Source organism: Paenibacillus sp. P4_A9, from assembly GCF_056402415.1.
Genome location: NZ_JBFUHL010000003.1, coordinates 145,092 through 164,287 on the forward strand (window position 1 = coordinate 145,092; position 19,196 = coordinate 164,287).

Here is a 19,196-nt window from a genome sequence, read left to right on the forward strand (position 1 = left end):
ATTGCATTTTACCATACCTCATGCTATATTTCTATTATTCGATAATAATCGAACAAAGGGATTAACAAGTACGAAGAACGCATGTCATAAGCAAGCCCTAGAGAAGCAATAGAGTGGAGGAACGAATATGACGAATCAAAATACGGATCAAGCAACGCAATCTCATTCAACCGAGGCGTTGTTTAAGCCTTTTACACTAGGAAATCTTAGCTTAGCAAATCGAGTCGTGATGGCACCGATGACGCGAGGCTTCTCGCCGGGAGCTGTTCCTGGGCAGAATGTAGTGGATTATTACCGTCGGCGCGCGGAGAACGGCGTTGGGCTGATCGTTACTGAAGGTACATTGATCAACCACCCAGCGGCAACTGACAATCCGAATATCCCTAACTTTCATGGAGAAGAAGCGCTCGCAGGCTGGAAACGCGTTGCCGATGCTGTTCACGAAGCGGGTGGACGTATTGTGCCGCAGCTCTGGCATATCGGGATGACCCGCAAGAGTGGTTCGCTTCCTCATCCGCAAGCACCATCGATCGGACCATCAGGGCGCAATTTAGCGGGCGAACAAGTGAATGAACCGATGACGCAGGAGGAAATCGAGCATGTCGTGCAAGCTTACGCACAATCGGCGGCGGATGCGAAACGGATTGGCTTCGACGGCATCGAGCTCCATGGTGCCCACGGATACCTGATCGACCAGTTCCTATGGGAGAGAACGAATCAACGCACGGATAAATACGGTGGCGATCTACTGGCTCGTACACGTTTTGCTGTCGAGATCATCGAGGCTTGCCGCCGCGCAGTTGGGCCTGATTTTCCGATTATCATTCGATTGTCACAGTGGAAATCATCCGAATATACGGCCAAACTCGCCGCTACACCTGAGCTGCTCGGTCAGTTGCTTGCGCCGCTCGTGGAAGCGGGAGTGGATATTTTCCACTGTTCCACGCGAAGATTCTGGGAACCGGAGTTCGAAGGCTCTAGCCTCAATTTTGCAGGCTGGGTGAAGAAGCTAACGGGCAAGCCTACGATTACCGTAGGATCTGTCGGTCTGGATGATGAATTCTTGGGCTCCTTCCGAGGAAAAAGCGCAGGGACGGCTGACATCAACGAGTTGCTTGTCCGTTTGGAACAGAACGAATTCGATCTCGTCGCCATCGGACGCGCGTTATTGGTTGACCCTGCTTGGGCGGATAAGGTTCGTGGCGGACGATTCTCGGAATTGCTTCCATTTTCCCCAGGTGCTCTGCAACGATTATACTAATTCGATTCCAAAAATAGAGAAAAGAGATGACATTGCTGTCATCTCTTTTTGCTATTTACCACTCCACTTAGTAATTCGTACGCGCAAACGTCGCATCACTTTTCACCGTCGCACTACTTGAAGCATTAATGACCTCAGCCCGCAGCACATAGTTGTAATGACGGATGTAATAGGTAGGCGCACTGTAGGATTGGAAGGAGACCTTACTGCTGTCTGCCCAACCGGCCACAAGATTGAAGGTAGCATCCTGATTGAAGGCCGTCGTACCATCGAACTGAGCAAGGACGATCTGATTACTGGCGTTTTTCCGGATAAAATAGCCTGGGAAATTAATGGACTCCAGTGAAACGCTAGACGCGCTAGCTAAACCAGGTACAACGCGGAACTGAGAATCCAGAACAGGTGAAATGTTAGGATCTATGCGAAGCGTGTAATTAGAGTGACGGATGAAGTAAGTTGAGAAATTGTGAGACGCGAATCTACTATACCCAGTGGCATCGGCCGTCGATGGCCCGAAGAGACGAACCTCGTATAAAGTCGGCGTATACCAGTTGCTCGGATTGTTGAACAGCACAGCATTCACGAGGTTAATCCGTACGTACCGCGCTGTGAAGTGTACCTTATCAGTCGTAAACCCGTATGCGGTATTCGTGGTGCGATCAATCGTGGCGTAGTTGACGCCGTCGTTGCTGATTTCGATTTTATACTTGTGATAGCCTTCCGAGCCTTTGTATAAAAACCAGGAAATATCGACCTCGGTAACCGTCTTCGGCGCTCCGAAATCAACCTGCCACCAAGCGGGCCATGTGTTGGTTGAAGCGGCCCACGAGCTTTGGGCATTGCCATCCAGCGCATTGGCAGCGGAAGAACTGGCTGCTGTGGAGCTTGCGGTGGCCGTTTTGCCTGTGGCATGATTCACGTGAGTTGGCAGTGTGACGGTGCCTGTTACGGCATCAATGTTCCAAGAGCTGTACCAGTTCAGCGTGGCTGAGGCACTTGTATCATTTAATGTGAGCGGCAGCCAAATGTATTTATGGTCACTCAAGTTGAGCGGATTCCAACGGTCAGCCATATAGATGTAGCTGGTCGTCGAGCTGCCGGAGACCGTCATGATGTTCTCGATTTGCGTAGCGTAAGCCGCAGGGTCCCCAAAAGGCGAAAGCGCAGACCAAGTGCCTGTCATGGATGAAGCCGTCGCATAAGCCCCCTGATTCGGATACCAGCCGGAAGCCTGTGAGGTGAACAGGTAGTACGTATTGTTCTTTTTCACGACAGCAGGCGCTTCGCGATAGCCATTCTCGAAAATCCAGCCAACGAAGGAAGACACGTTCGTGTAGCTGGCGTTGAGCTGGAAGATCGCCATGGTGTCGTTGGCGCCGCCATTTTTGCGGGAAGCGGTCACGAGGTAGGCTGAACCGTTGGTGTCAGCGAACACCGTCATATCACGGGATTCATAGTTTAGCGGGCGGAAGCTGCCTTGGTAGGTGAAGTTTCCGTTCGGTGTAGAACTCGTAGCAACGGCCACTCGGCCTAAGCTGTAATCGGTGCCATTTTCATAATGTGCCCATAAGACATACATGCCGGTTGAGGCGTTGTAGATGACTTTCGGACGCTCTATTTTACTGGAGTTAAGTTCAGTTGCTGAGTTTTTCGTGAGGATGGCATTGCTAAAGGTCCAATTTTTGAGATCCGTTGAGGTATATACGTTCACACTATCAAATGTTCCGCTCACCGCATGCTCGCCATACCAATAATACGTCGATCCCACCTTCAAAATATTGCCGCTTCTTGCTTGAATCTCATTACCTGCCGTATCAGTCCAAGCCGTGCCATTCGTGATGGTGACACTTGCAGCGCTTGCTTGATGCGGGATGAGGGCCAAAAACACGGCAGCCAAGAGTGCATACAACAGTGCGGTGAGCGTACGTTTTGTGTAGATGTTCATTCGTTAATTTCCTCCTTCAATGATTGGGATAACCGTTCTCAACATTCTCTGAGATATGGTCTCCACTTCATCGTACGGCCATTTGTAAGCGGTTACAACTGAACGAAAGTGATATTCATGAACAATGTTGCGGAGCGGTGAGTGAAGTTTACGAAGGTCACTATAAATAACTGATTTGTTGCTGAGCAGCCCCCAGCAAACAGCTATATTCCAAACACTTCTGGAAAACAATCTAATTATTTGGTATCCTGCACAAATTTCCATGTCTTTACAATAAAATAGCAAATTTCGCAATTAGCCTATGGTAAAATAAGGTGGTTCTTAGATAGCTTGTCTGTCCGATAAGCTGGCTGCTTATGTAGAAAGGTTTTGACTCAGCAAATAAGCTAAGGAGGAATTGTAATGAGTAGGCTCAAAGGATGGAAGACGAGATTATGGAAGACAACATTGGCGTTGACAGTAGCAATACCTTTTCAAGTGCTGGCTGCTAGCAGCTGGCAAACGGTGATGGCGGAGGGACCGACGGATCCGGCGCCATTCATTGAAGCCAAAGTCGTAAACGGAAATGCAGGCAAGAAAGTACTTTTCGACAACACACACGAGCAGACGGCAGGAGCAGCGGATTGGGTCATTGATGGGGCTTTTTCGGATTTCGCCAATGCGTTAGCGAATGATGGTTATTATGTCAAAGAACTGCGCAAAACAACGCCAATTACGTTGGCCGATTTGAGCGGTTATGATGTTTTTGTGGTAGCGGAGTCTAATGTGCCGTACAAAACAAGTGAGCAAAACGCCTTAGCCCAATATGTGGCGGCGGGCGGAAGTATTTTCTTCATTGGCGATCACTACAATGCCGACCGGAACAAAAACCGCTGGGACGGCTCCGAAGTGTTCAACGGCTACCGCCGTGGAGCTTGGACGAATCCGGCAGCGGGGATGAACGCGGAAGAGGCATCCTCCTCAGCGATGCAAGATGTCGCAAGCTCGGACTGGCTGGCGACACAGTTCGGGCTACGTTTTCGCTATAACGCTCTCGGCGACATTAATGCGAATAACATCGTAGCGCCTGCGCAAGCTTTTGGCATCACGACTGGGGTCTCCAGTGTAGCGATGCATGCGGGATCCACGCTGGCCATTATTGATCCGACGAAGGCGAAGGGCATTGTGTACTTGCCACAAACGAGTGATGCTTGGGCGAATGCGGTTGATCAAGGTGTATATAATGGAGGCGGCGTCGCGGAAGGACCGTATGTGGCCGTTTCGAAAGCGGGCGTAGGGAAGGCTGCCTTCATCGGTGACTCCTCGCCTGTAGAGGACGCAACGCCGAAATATGTGCGCGAGGATACAGGCGTGAAGAAGACGACGTATGATGGGTTTAAAGAAGTGGATGACGGCAAGCTGCTTGTGAATATGGTGAACTGGCTTTCTACCAAAGAAAGCTATACCAGCTTAGCTGAAGTAAGCGGCTTGCAGCTTGACCAGCCGACGGCTTTGCTGCCTTTTGAAGCGCCAGCGGCATCGACAGAGCCGCAGCCAGAGCCTTGGGCGGCACCAAATGCCGGCTACAAATGGTATGACCGCAGCACCTTCAAAGCGGGCTCTTATGGTGGACCTGCAGCAACAGCGAACACGACTTACAGCTTCGTGAAACAAGCGGTATTGCCGAATGCGGCAGACTTCCCGATCAGAGTCGTTGTGGATAACTTACCTCCATCGACAACGGTTACGGGCTTCAGCCTCGGCATCTATCTGGTAACTGGCGGTTCGCAAATCGCTAAGGTGCAAAATGCGGATGGCACATGGCCAGCAAACTATGGGTACAGCTCGACGTTCAGCGTAACCGCAGATCTGAACGGGCATGCAACGAAGGATTTGACGGTGCGTGTTGTTCCAGGGACGACGGCTCCGACTAACCTGCGATTGCGTATCAATGGTTCAGCTATCAAAACCGAGAGCGTAACACTAGGAAACGTGCCTGCTGAAACCTTGCCGGAAGAGGAGAATCCGATTCCTGCCAAGATCGCGATCTCTGAAGCACGTGCGAAAGCGGCAGGTACCTTGGTGACGGTTGAGGGTGTTGTTACGACGGAGCCGGGTGCTTTTGGCGGGCAGGCCTTCTACTTGCAAGATGCGACAGGCGGCTTGTATGTGTTCCAAAGCTTGAGCGGCTTCCACCTCGGTGACACTGTAAAAGTAACTGCATCTACAGCACTTTTCAACACGGAGTTTGAGCTGGCAGATCCTGTTGAAATCAGCAAAACAGGCGTCGCTGCGATCCCAACACCAACGCCGGTTTCCGCTGTGACAGCGGACAATCAAGGGCAGCTGCTCTCCCTTAGCGATGTGATGATTAGCAACATTATTACGGCATCACCGACGGGTTCTTTTGAATTCGACGCGGTCAAAGACGGTGTGAGCAACCATATTCGTGTCGATACACGAACGGGGCTATCCTTATCAACCTTCCCTTACACAGCGGGGCAAAAGGTCACGATTCAAGGGGTTGGCGCTATTTTCAAAGGCGTATTCCAATTGAAGCCGAGGGGCTTGAGCGATTTCAGTATGGCGGCGGATACGGCCCCACCTGTAACAACAGCTGCGCTATCGGGTGCTCCGAACGGAGCGGGTTGGTTCAAGGATGACGTAACTGCGACGTTAACTGCTGTAGATGATCAAGCGGGTGCAGTGGTTACCGAATATGCCATTAACGGCGGAGCTTCAGCTATCTACACAGCGCCAATCGTGATTAGTGCCGAGGGAACAACAACAGTGAGCTATGCCTCCACGGATGCAGCGGGCAATGTTGAAGCGGCACAGTCTTTGCAAGTACAGCTGGATAAAACAGCGCCAGCAGCGACCCTAACCGAGTCGGGACATGCGGTAACGGATGTGACGGATACGACTTCGGTAAGATTCGACTTGTCTAGCAGCGATGCACTCTCGGGTGTTGTGGAACAATCCTTGGCCTTGGACGGTAATGCGATAACAAGTGGTCAAACGATTGCCGCAGGCAGTCTGACCGTAGGTGCACATACAGTGGCATACCTTGTAGTGGATGCGGCTGGTAACACGACGAGTGCGTCACAGATATTTAACGTCGTTAAGCCATTATCCATCGGCGCTCCAGGCCAGCCTGTTTTATCTTCTACTAACGGCTATTCTGGTTTAAAAGATGGCAACTACACCGTCACGATGAACATGTGGTGGGGGAATAATGGCACTATTTTCAAACTATACGAAAACGGCGTTCTCATCAGCACGAAAACCCTGACAGATGCCTCCCCAGTGGCTCAAATAGCCAAAGTGGATGTATCCGGTAAACCAAACGGCACGTACACATACACAAGCGAACTTATCAATATATTCGGAACGACAGCCAGTCAGCCCCTCGTTGTAACCATCACAGACGCATCCCCGGGTAAGCCTGTCTTATCGCAAAATAATTGGGATGGAGATGGGAATTACACGGTGTCGATGAACATGTGGTGGGGCACGAATGCAACAGGGTATCGTCTCTATGAAAATGGTGTGCTCATCGATACGCAAAGCCTGCAGGCTGCTTCCCCTAGTGCACAAAGTGCAGTAACTGCAATCGCTGGTCGCGCAATTGGTGTTTATCAGTATCGCGTTGAGCTGTTCAATGCTGCTGGCGTGACATCGAGCGATGTGTTGAGTGTAGTGGTGACGAAATAGACTACATGTATGATGTGCAAAGAACCCGAGGCAGAGCCTCAGGTTCTTTGCTGTTACTCACATTTTTGAATTAAACGATAAGTACTTTGTGTTATTATTATGTATATAGGTTTGTTATTTTGGATAAATTCGTATTGAAAGGAGTTGATTTTAAATGGCTGTATCAAAAAAAGAACTATCAGATTTACTGGAAAAACTCTCTGAAAAAGATGTTATTTTAGTTGCAGATTTAATTCATCGACTTATAAGTCATCCATTAGATTCAATTATTCCCTTTGATGATGAACCTTTAACTGATGATGACATTAGTGCGATTGAGAAGGCTAGATTAGAGTTTAAAAAGGGTCTTACAATCAACTTAAAGGATATTGAATATACTGTCTGAAAATCCTAGGAATTCAGAATTAGATATCAAAAAGCTTCAAGGTTATTTAAGTTTATAATCGATTACGTGTTGGATCCTATAGAATTTTGTACACGATTGAAGATAATGTTCTAATTATTTTCGTAGTGGCAATTGGGTCTCGCGGTGATATTTATAAGTTTTGACCGCTACTCATTAGAGTAGCTTATTTTTTTATTTTTAAGGAATAAATCGATGGGATCCAACGATCTAGACAAAACCCAATCCCAATGGTAGGTTAAATGAATTACACAGGAAAGTTTGTGATCTCATATGTCCATTGCTTCGCAATCTCAAGAAATAACGAGCGGCAGCCGTTTATGGATGGTGCTGGTTCTCGGTTTACTCGCATCCTTCGGGCCGCTTTCCCTAGATATGTATTTACCTGCGCTGCCTGTCATTGCGGATGATCTCCATACGACAACGTCGCTCGCACAAATGAGTCTAACCGCCTGCATGCTCGGTCTCTCGCTAGGCCAGCTTGTCGCTGGATCGGTGAGTGATGTACGCGGAAGACGTATGCCTCTGTTGGTCGGCCTCTTGATTTATGGCGCTGCCTCTGCACTCTGTATGATTGCTCCGTCGATCTGGGCGTTCCTCGTCCTGCGATTCGTGCAAGGGATGGCGGGAGCCGCAGGGATCGTGATTTCTCGGGCTATTGTTCGTGATATGTATGAAGGCGTGGCATTGACGAAGTTTTTTGCGCTGCTGATGCTCGTTAACGGCTCGGCTCCGATCCTTGCTCCGATTATCGGGGGACAGCTTCTGCAATTCACCTCATGGCGCGGCGTGTTCCTTGTGCTCAGCTTTATCGGTATCGTGATGCTCATTATTGTTGTTCTTGGGCTAAAAGAAACCCATCCACCTGAACGCCGCACCAAAAGCGGCCTCACAAACACACTGCGTATTTTCCGGGGCTTGCTCACAGACCGGTTGTTCATGGGCTATGCGTTAACGCAGGGGCTCGTTTTTGCCGGCATGTTCGCGTATATTTCGGGGTCGCCGTTTGTTTTGCAGGATATTTTTGATGTGTCTCCACAAATGTTCAGTGTCATCTTCGCCGTGAATGGCGCAGGCGTGATCCTTGCCGGTCAAATAACGGGTAGACTAGCTGGCAAAGTTAGCAATCACCGTCTGCTTGCTGGCGGCTTAGTACTAGCCGTTCTAGGTGGGCTGCTGCTGCTCGTCGCAACACTTAGCGGGGCAGGACTTTATCTGATTTTGCCGGCGTTTTTCCTCATCGTGGCTTGTATTGGTCCAGTTTCCGTATCAACCTCATCTTTGGCTCTGCAAAATCAAGGCAAAACAGCCGGCAGCGCCGCAGCCTTGCTAGGCTTGATGACCTTCGTTATCGGAGGGCTCGTAGCCCCGCTAGTTGGTCTTGGCGGCAGTCACACGGCTGTTCCTTTAGGTATCATCATCGCAGTTATGGAACTAGGTGCTGTCGTTTGCTTCGTTGTCCTTACACGAGAAAAAGCGTAAAGGGAGATTACTTTTTTTCGAAAATTCAAAGTTTATTCACAATTAGCTTCTATACTGAAGAAGAATCGACCAATTTTTGAAAAAGGTGGGTAACTCGCATGAAGCGCATTCATAAAACGTGGCTTATCGGCACACTCGCAGCTGGATTATTGATCAGTGGCGGCTTCGTACTTCAGCATAACCAAGTATTTGCAAAAGACACAGACACGACGACGTCATCAGTACCTAAGAAATTTCAGGATAGAGGCAAAATAGAGAAGCATCAAGCGCCGAGAGGCGGTTTTGAATTTGGTAGAGGCGGTATAGACGGTTTCATAGACTTTGCTTCCATCCTTGGCATTGACCAGAGCGTCCTGAAAGCGGAAATTGCTGCAGGTAAATCCATCGTTCAAATTGCGCAGGAGAAAGCTAATCTCAGTGAAGATGCTTTGCTTGCCAAACTAACCGAGGCGGAAACGAAGAAAGTCGATACAGCGCTTAGCGCGGGGAAAATCAAGCAAGAGCAGGCCGATAAGCTCAAAACGGGACTCGCCGATCGCTTGAAAAAAATCGTCGAAGCTACGCCAAAGGCGATGGATTTCGATAAAAAGCCAATGCCTCGCGGCGGCGGTAACATGCCAATGCCTGGCGGTGCTTGGGGCAATCCGAAAGAAATAGCTGCCCTACTAGGCATCACCGAGGATGAGCTTGCTGCTGAGCGCAAAGCAGGGAAGTCTCTAAAAGAAATCGCAGAAGCGAAAGGCATCAACGAAGATCAGCTGATCGCCAAACTCAAAGACAACATGACCGACGAGCTGAAAAGCTTCGTCGAACGCAAAGGCGGCGAACGCCCAGCGCCACAACCGCGTGGCGACGGCGGTTCGTTCAAAGGTAAGCCTGGTCGCGGCGGGGAGCATAGACTAGCTCCGACAACAGCGAAGCCCTCGGCGACTTAGTTAACACCGTGAAGTAAAAACAAAAGGTTGCCACTTTCGATGATATCGAGCGAGGCAACCTTTTTTTGGTGACGAGTGGGGGAGTTGGAGGGAAGCGGCTCAGAACGTAGAAGTTATTCACATGTAAATCGTGGTATACAGCGTCGTTAAGAAGGAGGAAAGCAAATGGAGGAACTCATCGGTCATTGTCGCGCATGCGAGAAACCCATTTATTGCAAAATGGGGTTTCTGGATGGCATTGTTCAGGAGGACAAAACCTTAGTTTGTTTTGATTGCTCGGATGAAGGCGTTGAGGAAGCGTTGACTGTGGAGCCGCCGACGAACCCATGATGCGCGATGCTCCTGTAGCACGCTAATATAAAACCCGCCACAAGTAAAACGTGGCGTAAGCTTCCCAGCCCCGCCAGCCCTCGGCTAGCTGGCGGATTTCTTCGAGCGAGGGCTTGGCTTCTAGCCCGAGCACATGCTTCAGCGCGTTATGCAGGCCGACATCGGCCAATGGGAACGCAGCGGGGTTGCGCAGACAGCGCATCAGCACATAGTTGGCCGTCCACGGGCCGATGCCGCGAATGCGCAGCAGGTCTTTTTCCATGGCAAAGAAATCACCCATCGCAAGCAGCCCAGCCTTGGATAACGCGCCTTCTGCCATGAGATTGGCAACGCCAATGAGGTACTCCGCTTTTTTACCTGTGAATTGCAAAGCGGTTAAATCCTCTGTCGTTAGCGTCGCAATTCGTTCAGGCGTCGGGAACGCCCAATACGTTCGTCCCTCCCAGACGAGGGAAGTGCCGAAGGTCTCGACTAGACGCCTTTTGAGCGTATAGGCAAAAGCCAAATTAATCTGCTGCCCGATAATCCCCCAACTCATCGCCTCAAATAAATCTGGAATCCCCATCAAGCGCAGCCCTCGGAACTCTTCCGTCACTTGACGCAGAATCGGATCCTCCATCTCATACAATGGCGCTAGATCCGTCCCCAAATCAAACCACTCCCACACATAACGAGCGATTTCTTCGCGGGTTGCAGAGGTTAAACTAGCACCAGTATAGTGCACAGTTCGGATATGAAGCACCTCGTCATCCTCACTGTGGACAGCGATAAGCGCCAGGTTATCCCCAACAGGCAGCAACTTATAGATGCTAGAGTTATCCACAGCGAATAGGCATTCATTGGTTGAGCGGCATAAATAGCCGATATTTTGCTTGTATCGAAAAGGCTCAGGCAAAGCTAACGAGAGCGTGCTTGTTTGTTCGTTCCATTTTAGGCTAGAGGGGTCAAAAGCTTTTAGGTGTGGCATCGTCATTCTCCTTATCGGTAGGAAGTGTTACATGCATTATCGCCGATTGCGGCTTTTGTAATCTTGCTTTCTCATCTTGGGGCACTTACAACCGCAGGCCTGTTTGGGTATACTGAGCGTATAAAAGGATCACAAGGAGAGGGGCACTCGGTATGCAGGAGCGGTTTTGGCAAGCCATCGTTACCAATGATGCGGCGTATGATGGGACGTTTTATTATGCGGTGGCGACGACAGGGATTTTCTGCCGGCCTTCCTGCAAATCTAGGCTTCCGAAGCGGGAGCATGTGCGAATTTTTCATCACAGTCAGGCGGCAATAGCAGAGAGCTTTCGTCCATGCAAAAGGTGTCGGCCTGACGGCATCAGGCTTCCCGACGAGGAATGGGTCGCGCAAATGAAGGCGCATATCGAAGAACATTTCGCTGAGCCACTGTCGTTAGCGACGCTTGCGGAGCATTTTTTTGCGAGTACGTATCATCTGCAAAGGACGTTCAAACGAATAGCAGGCGTGACGCCGCTTATGTATATTGGGCAGGCCCGACTGGAGGCGGCTAAAAAGCTTTTGCTCACCTCGGACATGGCCGTAAATGTGATCGGAGCGCAGGTGGGGATGGCGAATGCTGCCTATTTTGCGACGTTGTTTCAGAAGAAAACCGGACTTACGCCTACGGAATTCCGTCAAAAGCACGTTCACTAACCATAACCGACGGGGGATCGGAGATGCAACTAGGCGGAGCTTTTTGGATAGTGGGGGCTAAGTCGTATAGGTGGAGGGAGTTGAGTGGGAGTGACTACAGGAGTGGAGACGATGGGCATGCAGAAAAGTGGTGCTGAAACGAAAAATACCCCCATCTACTGGGGATCCGTACGCCTGCAGGGGAGTAACTTCCTACTGGCTGTGACAGATATCGGATTATGTTATTTGCAATTTCAGAATGGGGATGCCGCTGATGGTGTCGGTGTGGAGTCTTGGCTGCAATTTAGCAAGTGGGCAAATAAGATTGGACCTCAAAGCAGTTGGGTAAAAGATGATGAGAAATTGAGGCTTTATATTCAGCAGTTGGACGAGTATTTGAGTGGGGAACGAACGGCGTTCTCACTTCCATTGGATCTCCGTGGGACGGCGTTTCAACAGGGGGTGTGGGCCGCTTTGCACGACATTTCACATGGTGAAACGGTGAGTTATTCACAGGTAGCCCAGACGCTGGGGAGATCCAGTGCCGTACGTGCGGTCGGAACCGCCATTGGGGCGAATCCCGTGCTCATCGTCGTGCCTTGTCATCGGGTGAAAGGGAAGGATGGGGCATTGACGGGCTATCGTGGCGGATTGGGAAACAAAGAGAAATTGTTGCGTTTAGAGGGAGTAGCAGGCAAGTTACGTTAGTCAAAGGAGGTACGTCCATGGTCGATGTGAAGCGTAAGCAATCGAAGACCCTGCTGACGAAGGCGAGCGGTTTCCTCAAGGGTTATTCGCATACGTTAAATCCGTACACGGGCTGTGCCTTCGCATGTTCCTACTGCTACGTGCGGCAAATGCCGGTGGCGCTGTTCCGCAGCGGCGAGCCCTGGGGCAGCTGGGTCGACGTGAAGGAGAACGCGCCCGAGCTCCTCGCCAAGGAGCTGGCGAGGGCGAAGAGCAAAGGGCCGGTCACGATCTTCTTCTCCTCGGCGACAGACCCGTATCAGCCGATCGAATACAAGGAGCGGCTCACCCGCGCGCTCCTGGAGGTGATGTCCGTACAGCAGCCGGACTTCTTGTTCGTGCAAACCCGCAGCCCGCTCGTGACGCGGGATGCGGACCTGCTTCAGCTGCTCGGCGAGCGCGTGCGAGTCAGCATGACGGTGGAGACGGACCGCGAGGACATCCGTCGTGCGTTTACCCCGTCCGCGCCACCGATCGTGGCGCGGCTAGAAGCACTCCGCGAGCTCGCCGCTCGCGGGATCCCGGTGCAGGCCACGATCGCGCCAGCGCTGCCAAGCTCGGACGGCTTCGCCGAGCGGCTGGCTGGCATCGTGGATCGGGTGTGCATCGACGACTATTTCATGGGCGATGGGGGTGGAGGCAAGCGCACGGAACGCATCGGCGTGCGTGCCATCTATGACGCGCTGGAGCTGTCCGACTGGTACAGTCGGGACGCGTACTTGCGCGTGCACGAACAGCTCCTGCGGCATTTCCCGCAGGAGCGTGTATTTATCAGCCAGGAGGGATTCCTCCCCTGAGAATATTCTTTTAGCTCCGACCCTCAACACTGTCTTGCGCACCCTCTTGCTCATCCTGCAGCTCCGTCTGGTCACGCAACCGCTGCTTAAATTCCTTAGGCGAGCATTGATTATGACGCTTGAAAAGCTTGTAGAACTGAGCCATATTTTGAATACCGACTTCATAACTGATTTCCATAATGCTGAGATCCCCTGTGAGCAGGAGGCGCTCGGCTTTTTTGATACGTTTATAATTCACATAATCAATAAAGGATAGGCCCATCACTTTTTTAAAATACTTAATAAAGTAATGATAGCTCAGATTCAGAATGCGGCACACATCTTCGACCGTAATTCGCTCTGTCAAATGCTCGTCAATAAAATTAAGCGCGGGCCGCAGGCGTGAGATACCGGAGTCCTCGGTCAGTCCTGCAAGATCACGTTTATCATTGCGCAGCAGAAGAAGCAGGAGTTGCTTAATGGCAGCAACAATGGCTAGTTCATAGCCAATCTGACGAGATTGTGATTCCTCATGAATTTGCCGGATGAGCTGGTAAGCACTTGCTCTAACCGTCGCATTTGAACGAAAAAGAGCATTAAACGGCTCAAGCGAGTGCGTCAATTCTGAAAATAAATGCAAATAAGCCAGTGTGCTCAGGTCAAAATGCTGTGTAAGATCAATTTGAAATACAATTTGATGCAGGGGGGCTTCCGTGTACTTATGCGTACGATGCGGCTGTGAGGAGCCGAGCAACATGACGTCCCCTGCCTCCATAATTGTATAGGCATCTTTGGTTTGGATAGCAAGATGACCTTGGGTCACCACCAGAAACTCAACTTGCTTATGCCAATGCCATGCCCAAGGCTCTGTAAAGCCGAATTGGGAAGTATCATGTTTGATTTCCCATATTTTCAAGAAGAGAAGCGGATTCTGGTAAACGACTTCTTCATTTACGATTTTAGTTAAGTTCGTAGGACTAAGAGTAGGGTTCATAGGCATGGAATACCTCACAGGTTGGACATTTTTGGATAGGCGGTAAGCTAGTAGTTATAAGGGTTAATCCCATTAAGTATAACACCCTAGGGCAGCAGATGACACTATTGAATAAGAAGTCGGCACAATTCTGCCTTTCCTAAGCATTGGGGACAACCTATACTCAGAAGTAAGAATGTATACGCTATCTTTGGAGGTCATGGAAGATGAGTCAACAACTTAAAGTAACCGTTTGGAACGAATACCGTCATGAAAAAGAAAGTGAAATCGTCCGCGCCGCCTACCCGGAAGGTATCCACACGGCAATTGGTGAGGGGCTTAGCGGTGACGTCCAAGTCACATATGCAACATTAGATGATCCCGAGCATGGTCTGTCGGAAGAGGTTTTGAACAATACGGATGTACTGATTTGGTGGGGACATAAAGCACACGACGAAGTACAAGATGAAATCGTAGCTCGTGTTCAAAAGCGTGTATGGGCAGGCATGGGCCTTATCGTCCTGCATTCCGGTCACTTCTCTAAAGTGTTCAAAAGCCTTATGGGCACTTCTTGTGATCTTAAATGGCGCGAAGCTGACGAGAAGGAACGCCTATGGGTCGTTGCGCCAGGTCATCCCATCGTGGAAGGCATTGGCGAGTACATTGACCTTGAGGCTGAGGAAATGTACGGCGAGCATTTTGATATCCCACAACCGGATGAGCTCATCATGGTTTCCTGGTTCGAAGGCGGCGAGGTATTCCGCAGCGGTTGTACGTTCAACCGTGGGAACGGGAAGATTTTCTACTTCCGTCCTGGCCACGAAACGTACCGCACATACTACAACGAGCAAATCCGCCGCGTGATCAGCAATGCGGTTCAGTGGGCAGCACCATCCACACGTGAGTACCCGAAATATGGGAATCACAAGCCTTTGGAACAGATTAAAGCCAAGGTTAAAGCGTAAAAGCAATGCTTATAACTATGTATGCCCCCACCTAAATGGGGGCATATTTGCTTTGTGTGTTTGTAGTCAGCCGCACGAATACTCGAAAAAATCGAGTTACACGTGGTAAGAATGGCCAAAAGAGTAGTGTAAGTCGAAAAAATCGAGTTACGGCGTCGAGAAGAATCCAGGCTAGCTATCGTTGCCACTTGCATTTTCAAAAAAAGAGGTCTATAATTCATTACACGATCGTTGAATGAAATAACGGAAGTGAGATCATCAGATGAAAAGAGTGCCGAAAACAAGCCGCGATCATCAAGCTGCTGAGCGTAGGGAACAGATTTTACTTGGTGCGAAGCAACTGTTTGCTCAGCATGGTTACCACGGGACGTCAATTCGCGCCATGAACAAGCATATCGGGATTACGGATGGCTTGTTATATCACTACTTTCCAGGAGGAAAGCAGGAGATTTTGGAGACGATTTTCCGCGAGGCGCAGCATACTCGTATGGAGATCATGGATCAGTTGATTAAAAAGATTCACCCAGGTCTGCCGTTGGAAGATGCGTTATACCAATTTATCTCCGGACTAGTGAAGACGCTTCTTGGAGATCCGGATTTCATGAAGATTATGCTTCGGGATGCAGATAATATCTTATCCGAGGATAAGAATTTCATGAACGAGTTGATCCTGCAGAGGCACAATGCGTTATCTGAGGCGTTAGCTAGAAGAGCTGATGCGGGCGAGATTCAAGAAATGGACTTTCGTTTGGCAGCTAAGCAAGTCATTTCCGTTGGTATGATGGCGATAATAGGGCAAATCATGCCAGTAAAATTGGTTGAGCCAGATGTAGACAGCTATTTGAAAAAAATGATCGCTTTCACCGTATCACTTTGGAGAAAGTGATTCTTTTTTAGTAATTTCGTTCACACATCGTTGAATGAATTGAATCAAATTTTAATTAAATTAATCACAAGGAGGTTTTACTATGAATCATTTTTTCAAACAGAAACACCCGTATCTCGCCATTATTGTCGTTTTCCTCGTTATTCTATTACTAGGGGTTGCTCAACTCGGTTCTACTGTAAACCCCATGCCTAAGAATTTGCCTGTTGTACTCGTTCAAATGGATGCGGGTGAGAAGCTTCCGACAGGTCAAGACATGAATTTCGGCAAGCTCATTCAAGACAAAATAACGGCTGTTCCAGATCTAGCTATTACGGTGTCCCCACTCAAATGGACAACATTAGCCAGTGAACAAGAAGCCATCGATGCGATGGATCGCGAGCAAGCGTACGCAGCGATTGTCATTCCGGCGGACTTCAGCCATAAGCTAGCAAGCTTATTGTCTCCTGGGCCGCAGGCGTCATCCGTAACACTTTATGTGAACCAAGGGATGAATAACACCGCGGCTACGATGGCAAATGGGGTGCTGACGCAGATCCTTAATGGCGTTAACGGTCAAGTGAGAGAGCAGCTGCTGGCGCAAGTCAGCCAAAAAGGCGGAACCCTCACTGTTGAACAAACCAAAGCGTTCGCTACACCGATTGTCATCACAAGCAAAAACGTAAACGCCGTCGGCACAAACAGCGCCAATGGCAACGCCCCTGTAGTGTTGACGCAGCTTGCTTGGTTTGGAGCGATGGTGACGACGATTTTGCTCTTCTTGGCAGCAGGCAAAGCGACACAAACCGGATCCCGCTTGCACCGTCTCGGTATTCAATTGTCACAATTAGTGAGCGGGCTTGTAGTTACAGCTGCTTCGGCGGCAAGCATTCTTCTCGTAGCGGGAGCATGGTTGGGTCTATCGATTCCGGATAACGGCAAAATCTTCTTATTCCTATGCCTAGTCGGATTTGCCTTTTTCCTACTACAAACTGCCGTTGTTAGCTGGCTTGGATTTAAAGGGATTCCCATCTTCGTGCTCATTTTCTTCTTCGGCGCACCAGTGCTTTCACTACCTCCAGAGCTACTGCCATCGTTCAGCCACGACTGGCTATATTCCTGGCTGCCGCTTCGCTTCTCTGCGGAAGGTCTACGTGACTTATTCTACTTCCGTCAGAACTTGAATTTGAGCAGTCCGATTTGGACACTAGCTTTGATTGGAGCAGGCGCTCTGGTGGTCATCCTGCTTTCGCTGTTGAAAAAACATGAGCAACCAGCCCCTAAGGTAGAGGCTTCTCGTTCATAATCATCTGTTGTAGATACAACAGAAAAGTAGTTCCGGCGAATGGCCGGGGCGTAGATTCCACGAATCACCAAATAGCCTCCAACCTGAAAATACAGGTTTGGAGGCTTTTTCACTATAATCGCAAATCATTATAATACTGCATCTTCATGAAATGAATCGTGACTGTGGTCCCCTCGCCCAAGGTTGAGGTGATCGACAGATCATGCCCCAACTTGATCGCCATCTGCTTGGCTAAGTAGAGTCCCATCCCGGTAGAGCGGCTATGCGTTCTGCCATTTTTCCCGGTGAAGCCTTTATCGAATACGCGGCTCAAGTCAGCGGAATCAATCCCGATCCCGGTATCTTGAATGATCAGTCGCTTCTCAGACTCCGTTTCCTCGGAATGAAATAGGATGCTCCCGCCATTCTCCGTATACGTCAAAGCATTCGCCACGATCTGGTTCACGATGTAGCCCAACCACTTACTGTCACTGTTCACATGGTGGGTTAGCTCTTCCATGTCGGGACGTATCCGTTTGGCAATAAACAGCTTGGCCACCTTCTTGACACTATCCTTCACAAGGGCGGTCAGTGCCAACTCTGAGATGAAATAATCTCTCGAGAAGGAGTCAATTCGCGAATAATAGAGCGCTTGCTCCACATAGCTATCGATTTTGCTAAGCTCATCTTCGAGTTTGTCCACGAGATATTCGGCTGTTTTACCTGCACGGTTCTCCATAATCAAACGGCTGGCTGCAATGGGCAGCTTCACTTCATGAATCCAAGAGAGGATGAAGTCTTGATGGTTTCGGATATCCGCATGCAGGAGCTGCGCCTCATGAGCTTGATCCCTAGACAGTTGAGTTAACAGCTGGAGATAGAGCTCTTGCTCGTCGTTTTGAGGCTCGGGCATCGCTTCGATGGCCCAATCTTGATGTTTGCTTTTGCCTAGAAACTCATTCAGTTCCTTGAAGAAGGACTTCCGATAGAAGTAGCCAACTGTAACATAAGAGGCAGCAAATAGGAAACAGCCTGCATTCGTGTAGGCAATATTGTTAAGCGCAGCCTGATCTTTCACACTGACGAGCATAATGAGCGAAACGAATAACATCGTCACCGCATACATCCCCAGGAAATATCGTTTATCCTTCAAATACGAAAGAAAGCTCATGGAATGATGTACCCTTGCCCTTTCTTGGTTGAGATGAAATCATCGCGTCCAAGTTCTGCAAGCTTTTTGCGCAGGCGGGTAATATTAACGGTTAACGTATTATCGTCGACGAAGCTTTCATCCTCCCAGAGACCGCGCATCATCTGCTCACGACTGACGATAGCGCCTTGATGCTGCATGAGAATCGTTAGAATTTTGAACTCATTTCGAGTGAGCTCTGTTTTCTGATCGCCACAGGAAATGTCGCCATCCTTCAAGTTAAGGACGACCCCATTATGCGCCATCACATTGGCCGCTGTTTCCATGTAGGAGTAGGTTCGACGAAGCAGGGCATTGATTTTGGCCACGAGAACGTCGGTGTAGAAGGGCTTCTGGATAAAATCATCGCCACCCATATTCATCGACATCACCATATCCATCGGGGTATTACGGGAGGAGAGGAAGAGAATCGGCACGTTCGATACTTCCCTGATTTGGCGGCACCAGTAGAAGCCGTCGAACGCCGGTAAATTAATGTCCATGAGTACGAGATGAGGATTTTCCTTCACATAAATGTTGAGTACGGAGTCGAATTGTTCCACGATAACCGTTTCAAACCCCCAGCGGCCAAGTGCTTCAGCTACCGTATCTCGTATCGTTTTATCATCTTCCACGATCATAATTTTCACAGCGGACACCTCCTAAAGCCTGACAAATGTTGCTTTACCAGAAATGGTAGCACAAT

At 49.6% G+C, this 19,196-nt stretch carries 17 protein-coding genes and 1 pseudogene; 13 read left to right on the plus strand and 5 right to left on the minus strand.

Annotation, left to right across the window (positions count from 1 at the left end; translation table 11 throughout):
- The first annotated feature begins 127 nt into the window (after positions 1-127).
- Positions 128-1,261, plus strand: coding sequence for an NADH:flavin oxidoreductase (locus AC1DVJ_RS04520; RefSeq protein ID WP_477588701.1), 1,134 nt, complete (start codon positions 128-130; stop codon positions 1,259-1,261).
- Positions 1,262-1,328: 67 nt separating this feature from the next.
- Here the strand turns inward: AC1DVJ_RS04520 and AC1DVJ_RS04525 are convergent, their stop codons facing one another.
- Positions 1,329-3,206, minus strand: coding sequence for an AbfB domain-containing protein (locus tag AC1DVJ_RS04525; RefSeq protein WP_477588702.1), 1,878 nt, complete (start codon positions 3,204-3,206; stop codon positions 1,329-1,331).
- A gap of 402 nt (positions 3,207-3,608) precedes the next feature.
- Here AC1DVJ_RS04525 and AC1DVJ_RS04530 point away from each other — a divergent pair, with 402 nt between their 5' ends.
- The 6 genes and pseudogenes from AC1DVJ_RS04530 to AC1DVJ_RS04555 all read left to right on the plus strand — a co-directional run bounded on the left by AC1DVJ_RS04530 (position 3,609) and on the right by AC1DVJ_RS04555 (position 10,049).
- Entirely contained in the window at positions 3,609-6,899 is a 3,291-nt protein-coding gene (locus AC1DVJ_RS04530) for an OmpL47-type beta-barrel domain-containing protein (protein ID WP_477588703.1), read from the plus strand.
- Between the two features lie 154 nt (positions 6,900-7,053).
- Complete coding sequence (locus AC1DVJ_RS04535) at positions 7,054-7,284, plus strand: hypothetical protein (RefSeq protein ID WP_477588704.1); 231 nt, start codon at positions 7,054-7,056, stop codon at positions 7,282-7,284.
- Positions 7,285-7,355: 71 nt separating this feature from the next.
- Positions 7,356-7,448 (plus strand): annotated as a pseudogene (locus AC1DVJ_RS04540) (type II toxin-antitoxin system RelE family toxin); the annotation flags it as partial.
- Between the two features lie 127 nt (positions 7,449-7,575).
- Positions 7,576-8,784 (plus strand): multidrug effflux MFS transporter, encoded by a 1,209-nt coding sequence (locus AC1DVJ_RS04545; RefSeq protein ID WP_477588706.1) that lies wholly within the window; start codon positions 7,576-7,578, stop codon positions 8,782-8,784.
- 98 nt (positions 8,785-8,882) lie between these two features.
- Positions 8,883-9,719, plus strand: coding sequence for a hypothetical protein (locus AC1DVJ_RS04550; protein ID WP_477588708.1), 837 nt, complete (start codon positions 8,883-8,885; stop codon positions 9,717-9,719).
- 165 nt (positions 9,720-9,884) lie between these two features.
- On the plus strand, positions 9,885-10,049 hold the full coding sequence (locus tag AC1DVJ_RS04555; RefSeq protein ID WP_477588709.1) for a hypothetical protein: 165 nt from the start codon (positions 9,885-9,887) through the stop codon (positions 10,047-10,049).
- Positions 10,050-10,071: 22 nt separating this feature from the next.
- Here AC1DVJ_RS04555 and AC1DVJ_RS04560 read toward each other — a convergent pair whose 3' ends face one another.
- Positions 10,072-11,016 carry a DNA-3-methyladenine glycosylase family protein gene (locus AC1DVJ_RS04560; RefSeq protein ID WP_477588710.1) on the minus strand — a complete coding sequence of 315 codons (945 nt, stop codon included), beginning with the start codon at positions 11,014-11,016 and terminating at the stop codon, positions 10,072-10,074.
- A 152-nt stretch (positions 11,017-11,168) separates the two neighbouring features.
- Between AC1DVJ_RS04560 and AC1DVJ_RS04565 the strand changes: the two genes are divergently transcribed.
- The 3 genes from AC1DVJ_RS04565 (at position 11,169) to AC1DVJ_RS04575 (ending at position 13,234) form a co-directional block, all read left to right on the plus strand.
- Positions 11,169-11,711: a bifunctional transcriptional activator/DNA repair enzyme AdaA gene (locus tag AC1DVJ_RS04565; RefSeq protein ID WP_477588711.1), complete on the plus strand. Its 543-nt coding sequence runs from the start codon at positions 11,169-11,171 to the stop codon at positions 11,709-11,711.
- Positions 11,712-11,795: 84 nt separating this feature from the next.
- A complete protein-coding gene (locus AC1DVJ_RS04570; protein WP_477588713.1) occupies positions 11,796-12,398 on the plus strand; it encodes a methylated-DNA--[protein]-cysteine S-methyltransferase in 603 nt (200 codons plus the stop codon).
- 17 nt (positions 12,399-12,415) lie between these two features.
- Positions 12,416-13,234: an SPL family radical SAM protein gene (locus AC1DVJ_RS04575; RefSeq protein WP_477588714.1), complete on the plus strand. Its 819-nt coding sequence runs from the start codon at positions 12,416-12,418 to the stop codon at positions 13,232-13,234.
- A gap of 10 nt (positions 13,235-13,244) precedes the next feature.
- Here the strand turns inward: AC1DVJ_RS04575 and AC1DVJ_RS04580 are convergent, their stop codons facing one another.
- The gene (locus AC1DVJ_RS04580; protein WP_477588715.1) at positions 13,245-14,213 is read right to left on the minus strand and encodes a helix-turn-helix domain-containing protein; all 969 of its coding nucleotides are present in this window, start codon (positions 14,211-14,213) and stop codon (positions 13,245-13,247) included.
- A gap of 200 nt (positions 14,214-14,413) precedes the next feature.
- On the opposite strand from AC1DVJ_RS04580, the gene AC1DVJ_RS04585 reads away from it, so the two are divergent.
- The 3 genes from AC1DVJ_RS04585 to AC1DVJ_RS04595 all read left to right on the plus strand — a co-directional run bounded on the left by AC1DVJ_RS04585 (position 14,414) and on the right by AC1DVJ_RS04595 (position 17,322).
- Positions 14,414-15,151 carry a ThuA domain-containing protein gene (locus AC1DVJ_RS04585; RefSeq protein ID WP_477588716.1) on the plus strand — a complete coding sequence of 246 codons (738 nt, stop codon included), beginning with the start codon at positions 14,414-14,416 and terminating at the stop codon, positions 15,149-15,151.
- Positions 15,152-15,413: 262 nt separating this feature from the next.
- Positions 15,414-16,037: a TetR/AcrR family transcriptional regulator gene (locus tag AC1DVJ_RS04590; RefSeq protein ID WP_477588717.1), complete on the plus strand. Its 624-nt coding sequence runs from the start codon at positions 15,414-15,416 to the stop codon at positions 16,035-16,037.
- Positions 16,038-16,119: 82 nt separating this feature from the next.
- The gene (locus tag AC1DVJ_RS04595; protein ID WP_477588719.1) at positions 16,120-17,322 is read left to right on the plus strand and encodes a YhgE/Pip domain-containing protein; all 1,203 of its coding nucleotides are present in this window, start codon (positions 16,120-16,122) and stop codon (positions 17,320-17,322) included.
- Between the two features lie 112 nt (positions 17,323-17,434).
- Here the strand turns inward: AC1DVJ_RS04595 and AC1DVJ_RS04600 are convergent, their stop codons facing one another.
- Positions 17,435-18,472: a sensor histidine kinase gene (locus tag AC1DVJ_RS04600; RefSeq protein ID WP_477588721.1), complete on the minus strand. Its 1,038-nt coding sequence runs from the start codon at positions 18,470-18,472 to the stop codon at positions 17,435-17,437.
- Positions 18,469-19,140 carry a winged helix-turn-helix domain-containing protein gene (locus tag AC1DVJ_RS04605; RefSeq protein WP_477588722.1) on the minus strand — a complete coding sequence of 224 codons (672 nt, stop codon included), beginning with the start codon at positions 19,138-19,140 and terminating at the stop codon, positions 18,469-18,471. The genes AC1DVJ_RS04600 and AC1DVJ_RS04605 overlap by 4 nt, the downstream gene beginning before the upstream one ends.
- Between the last annotated feature and the right edge of the window lie 56 nt (positions 19,141-19,196).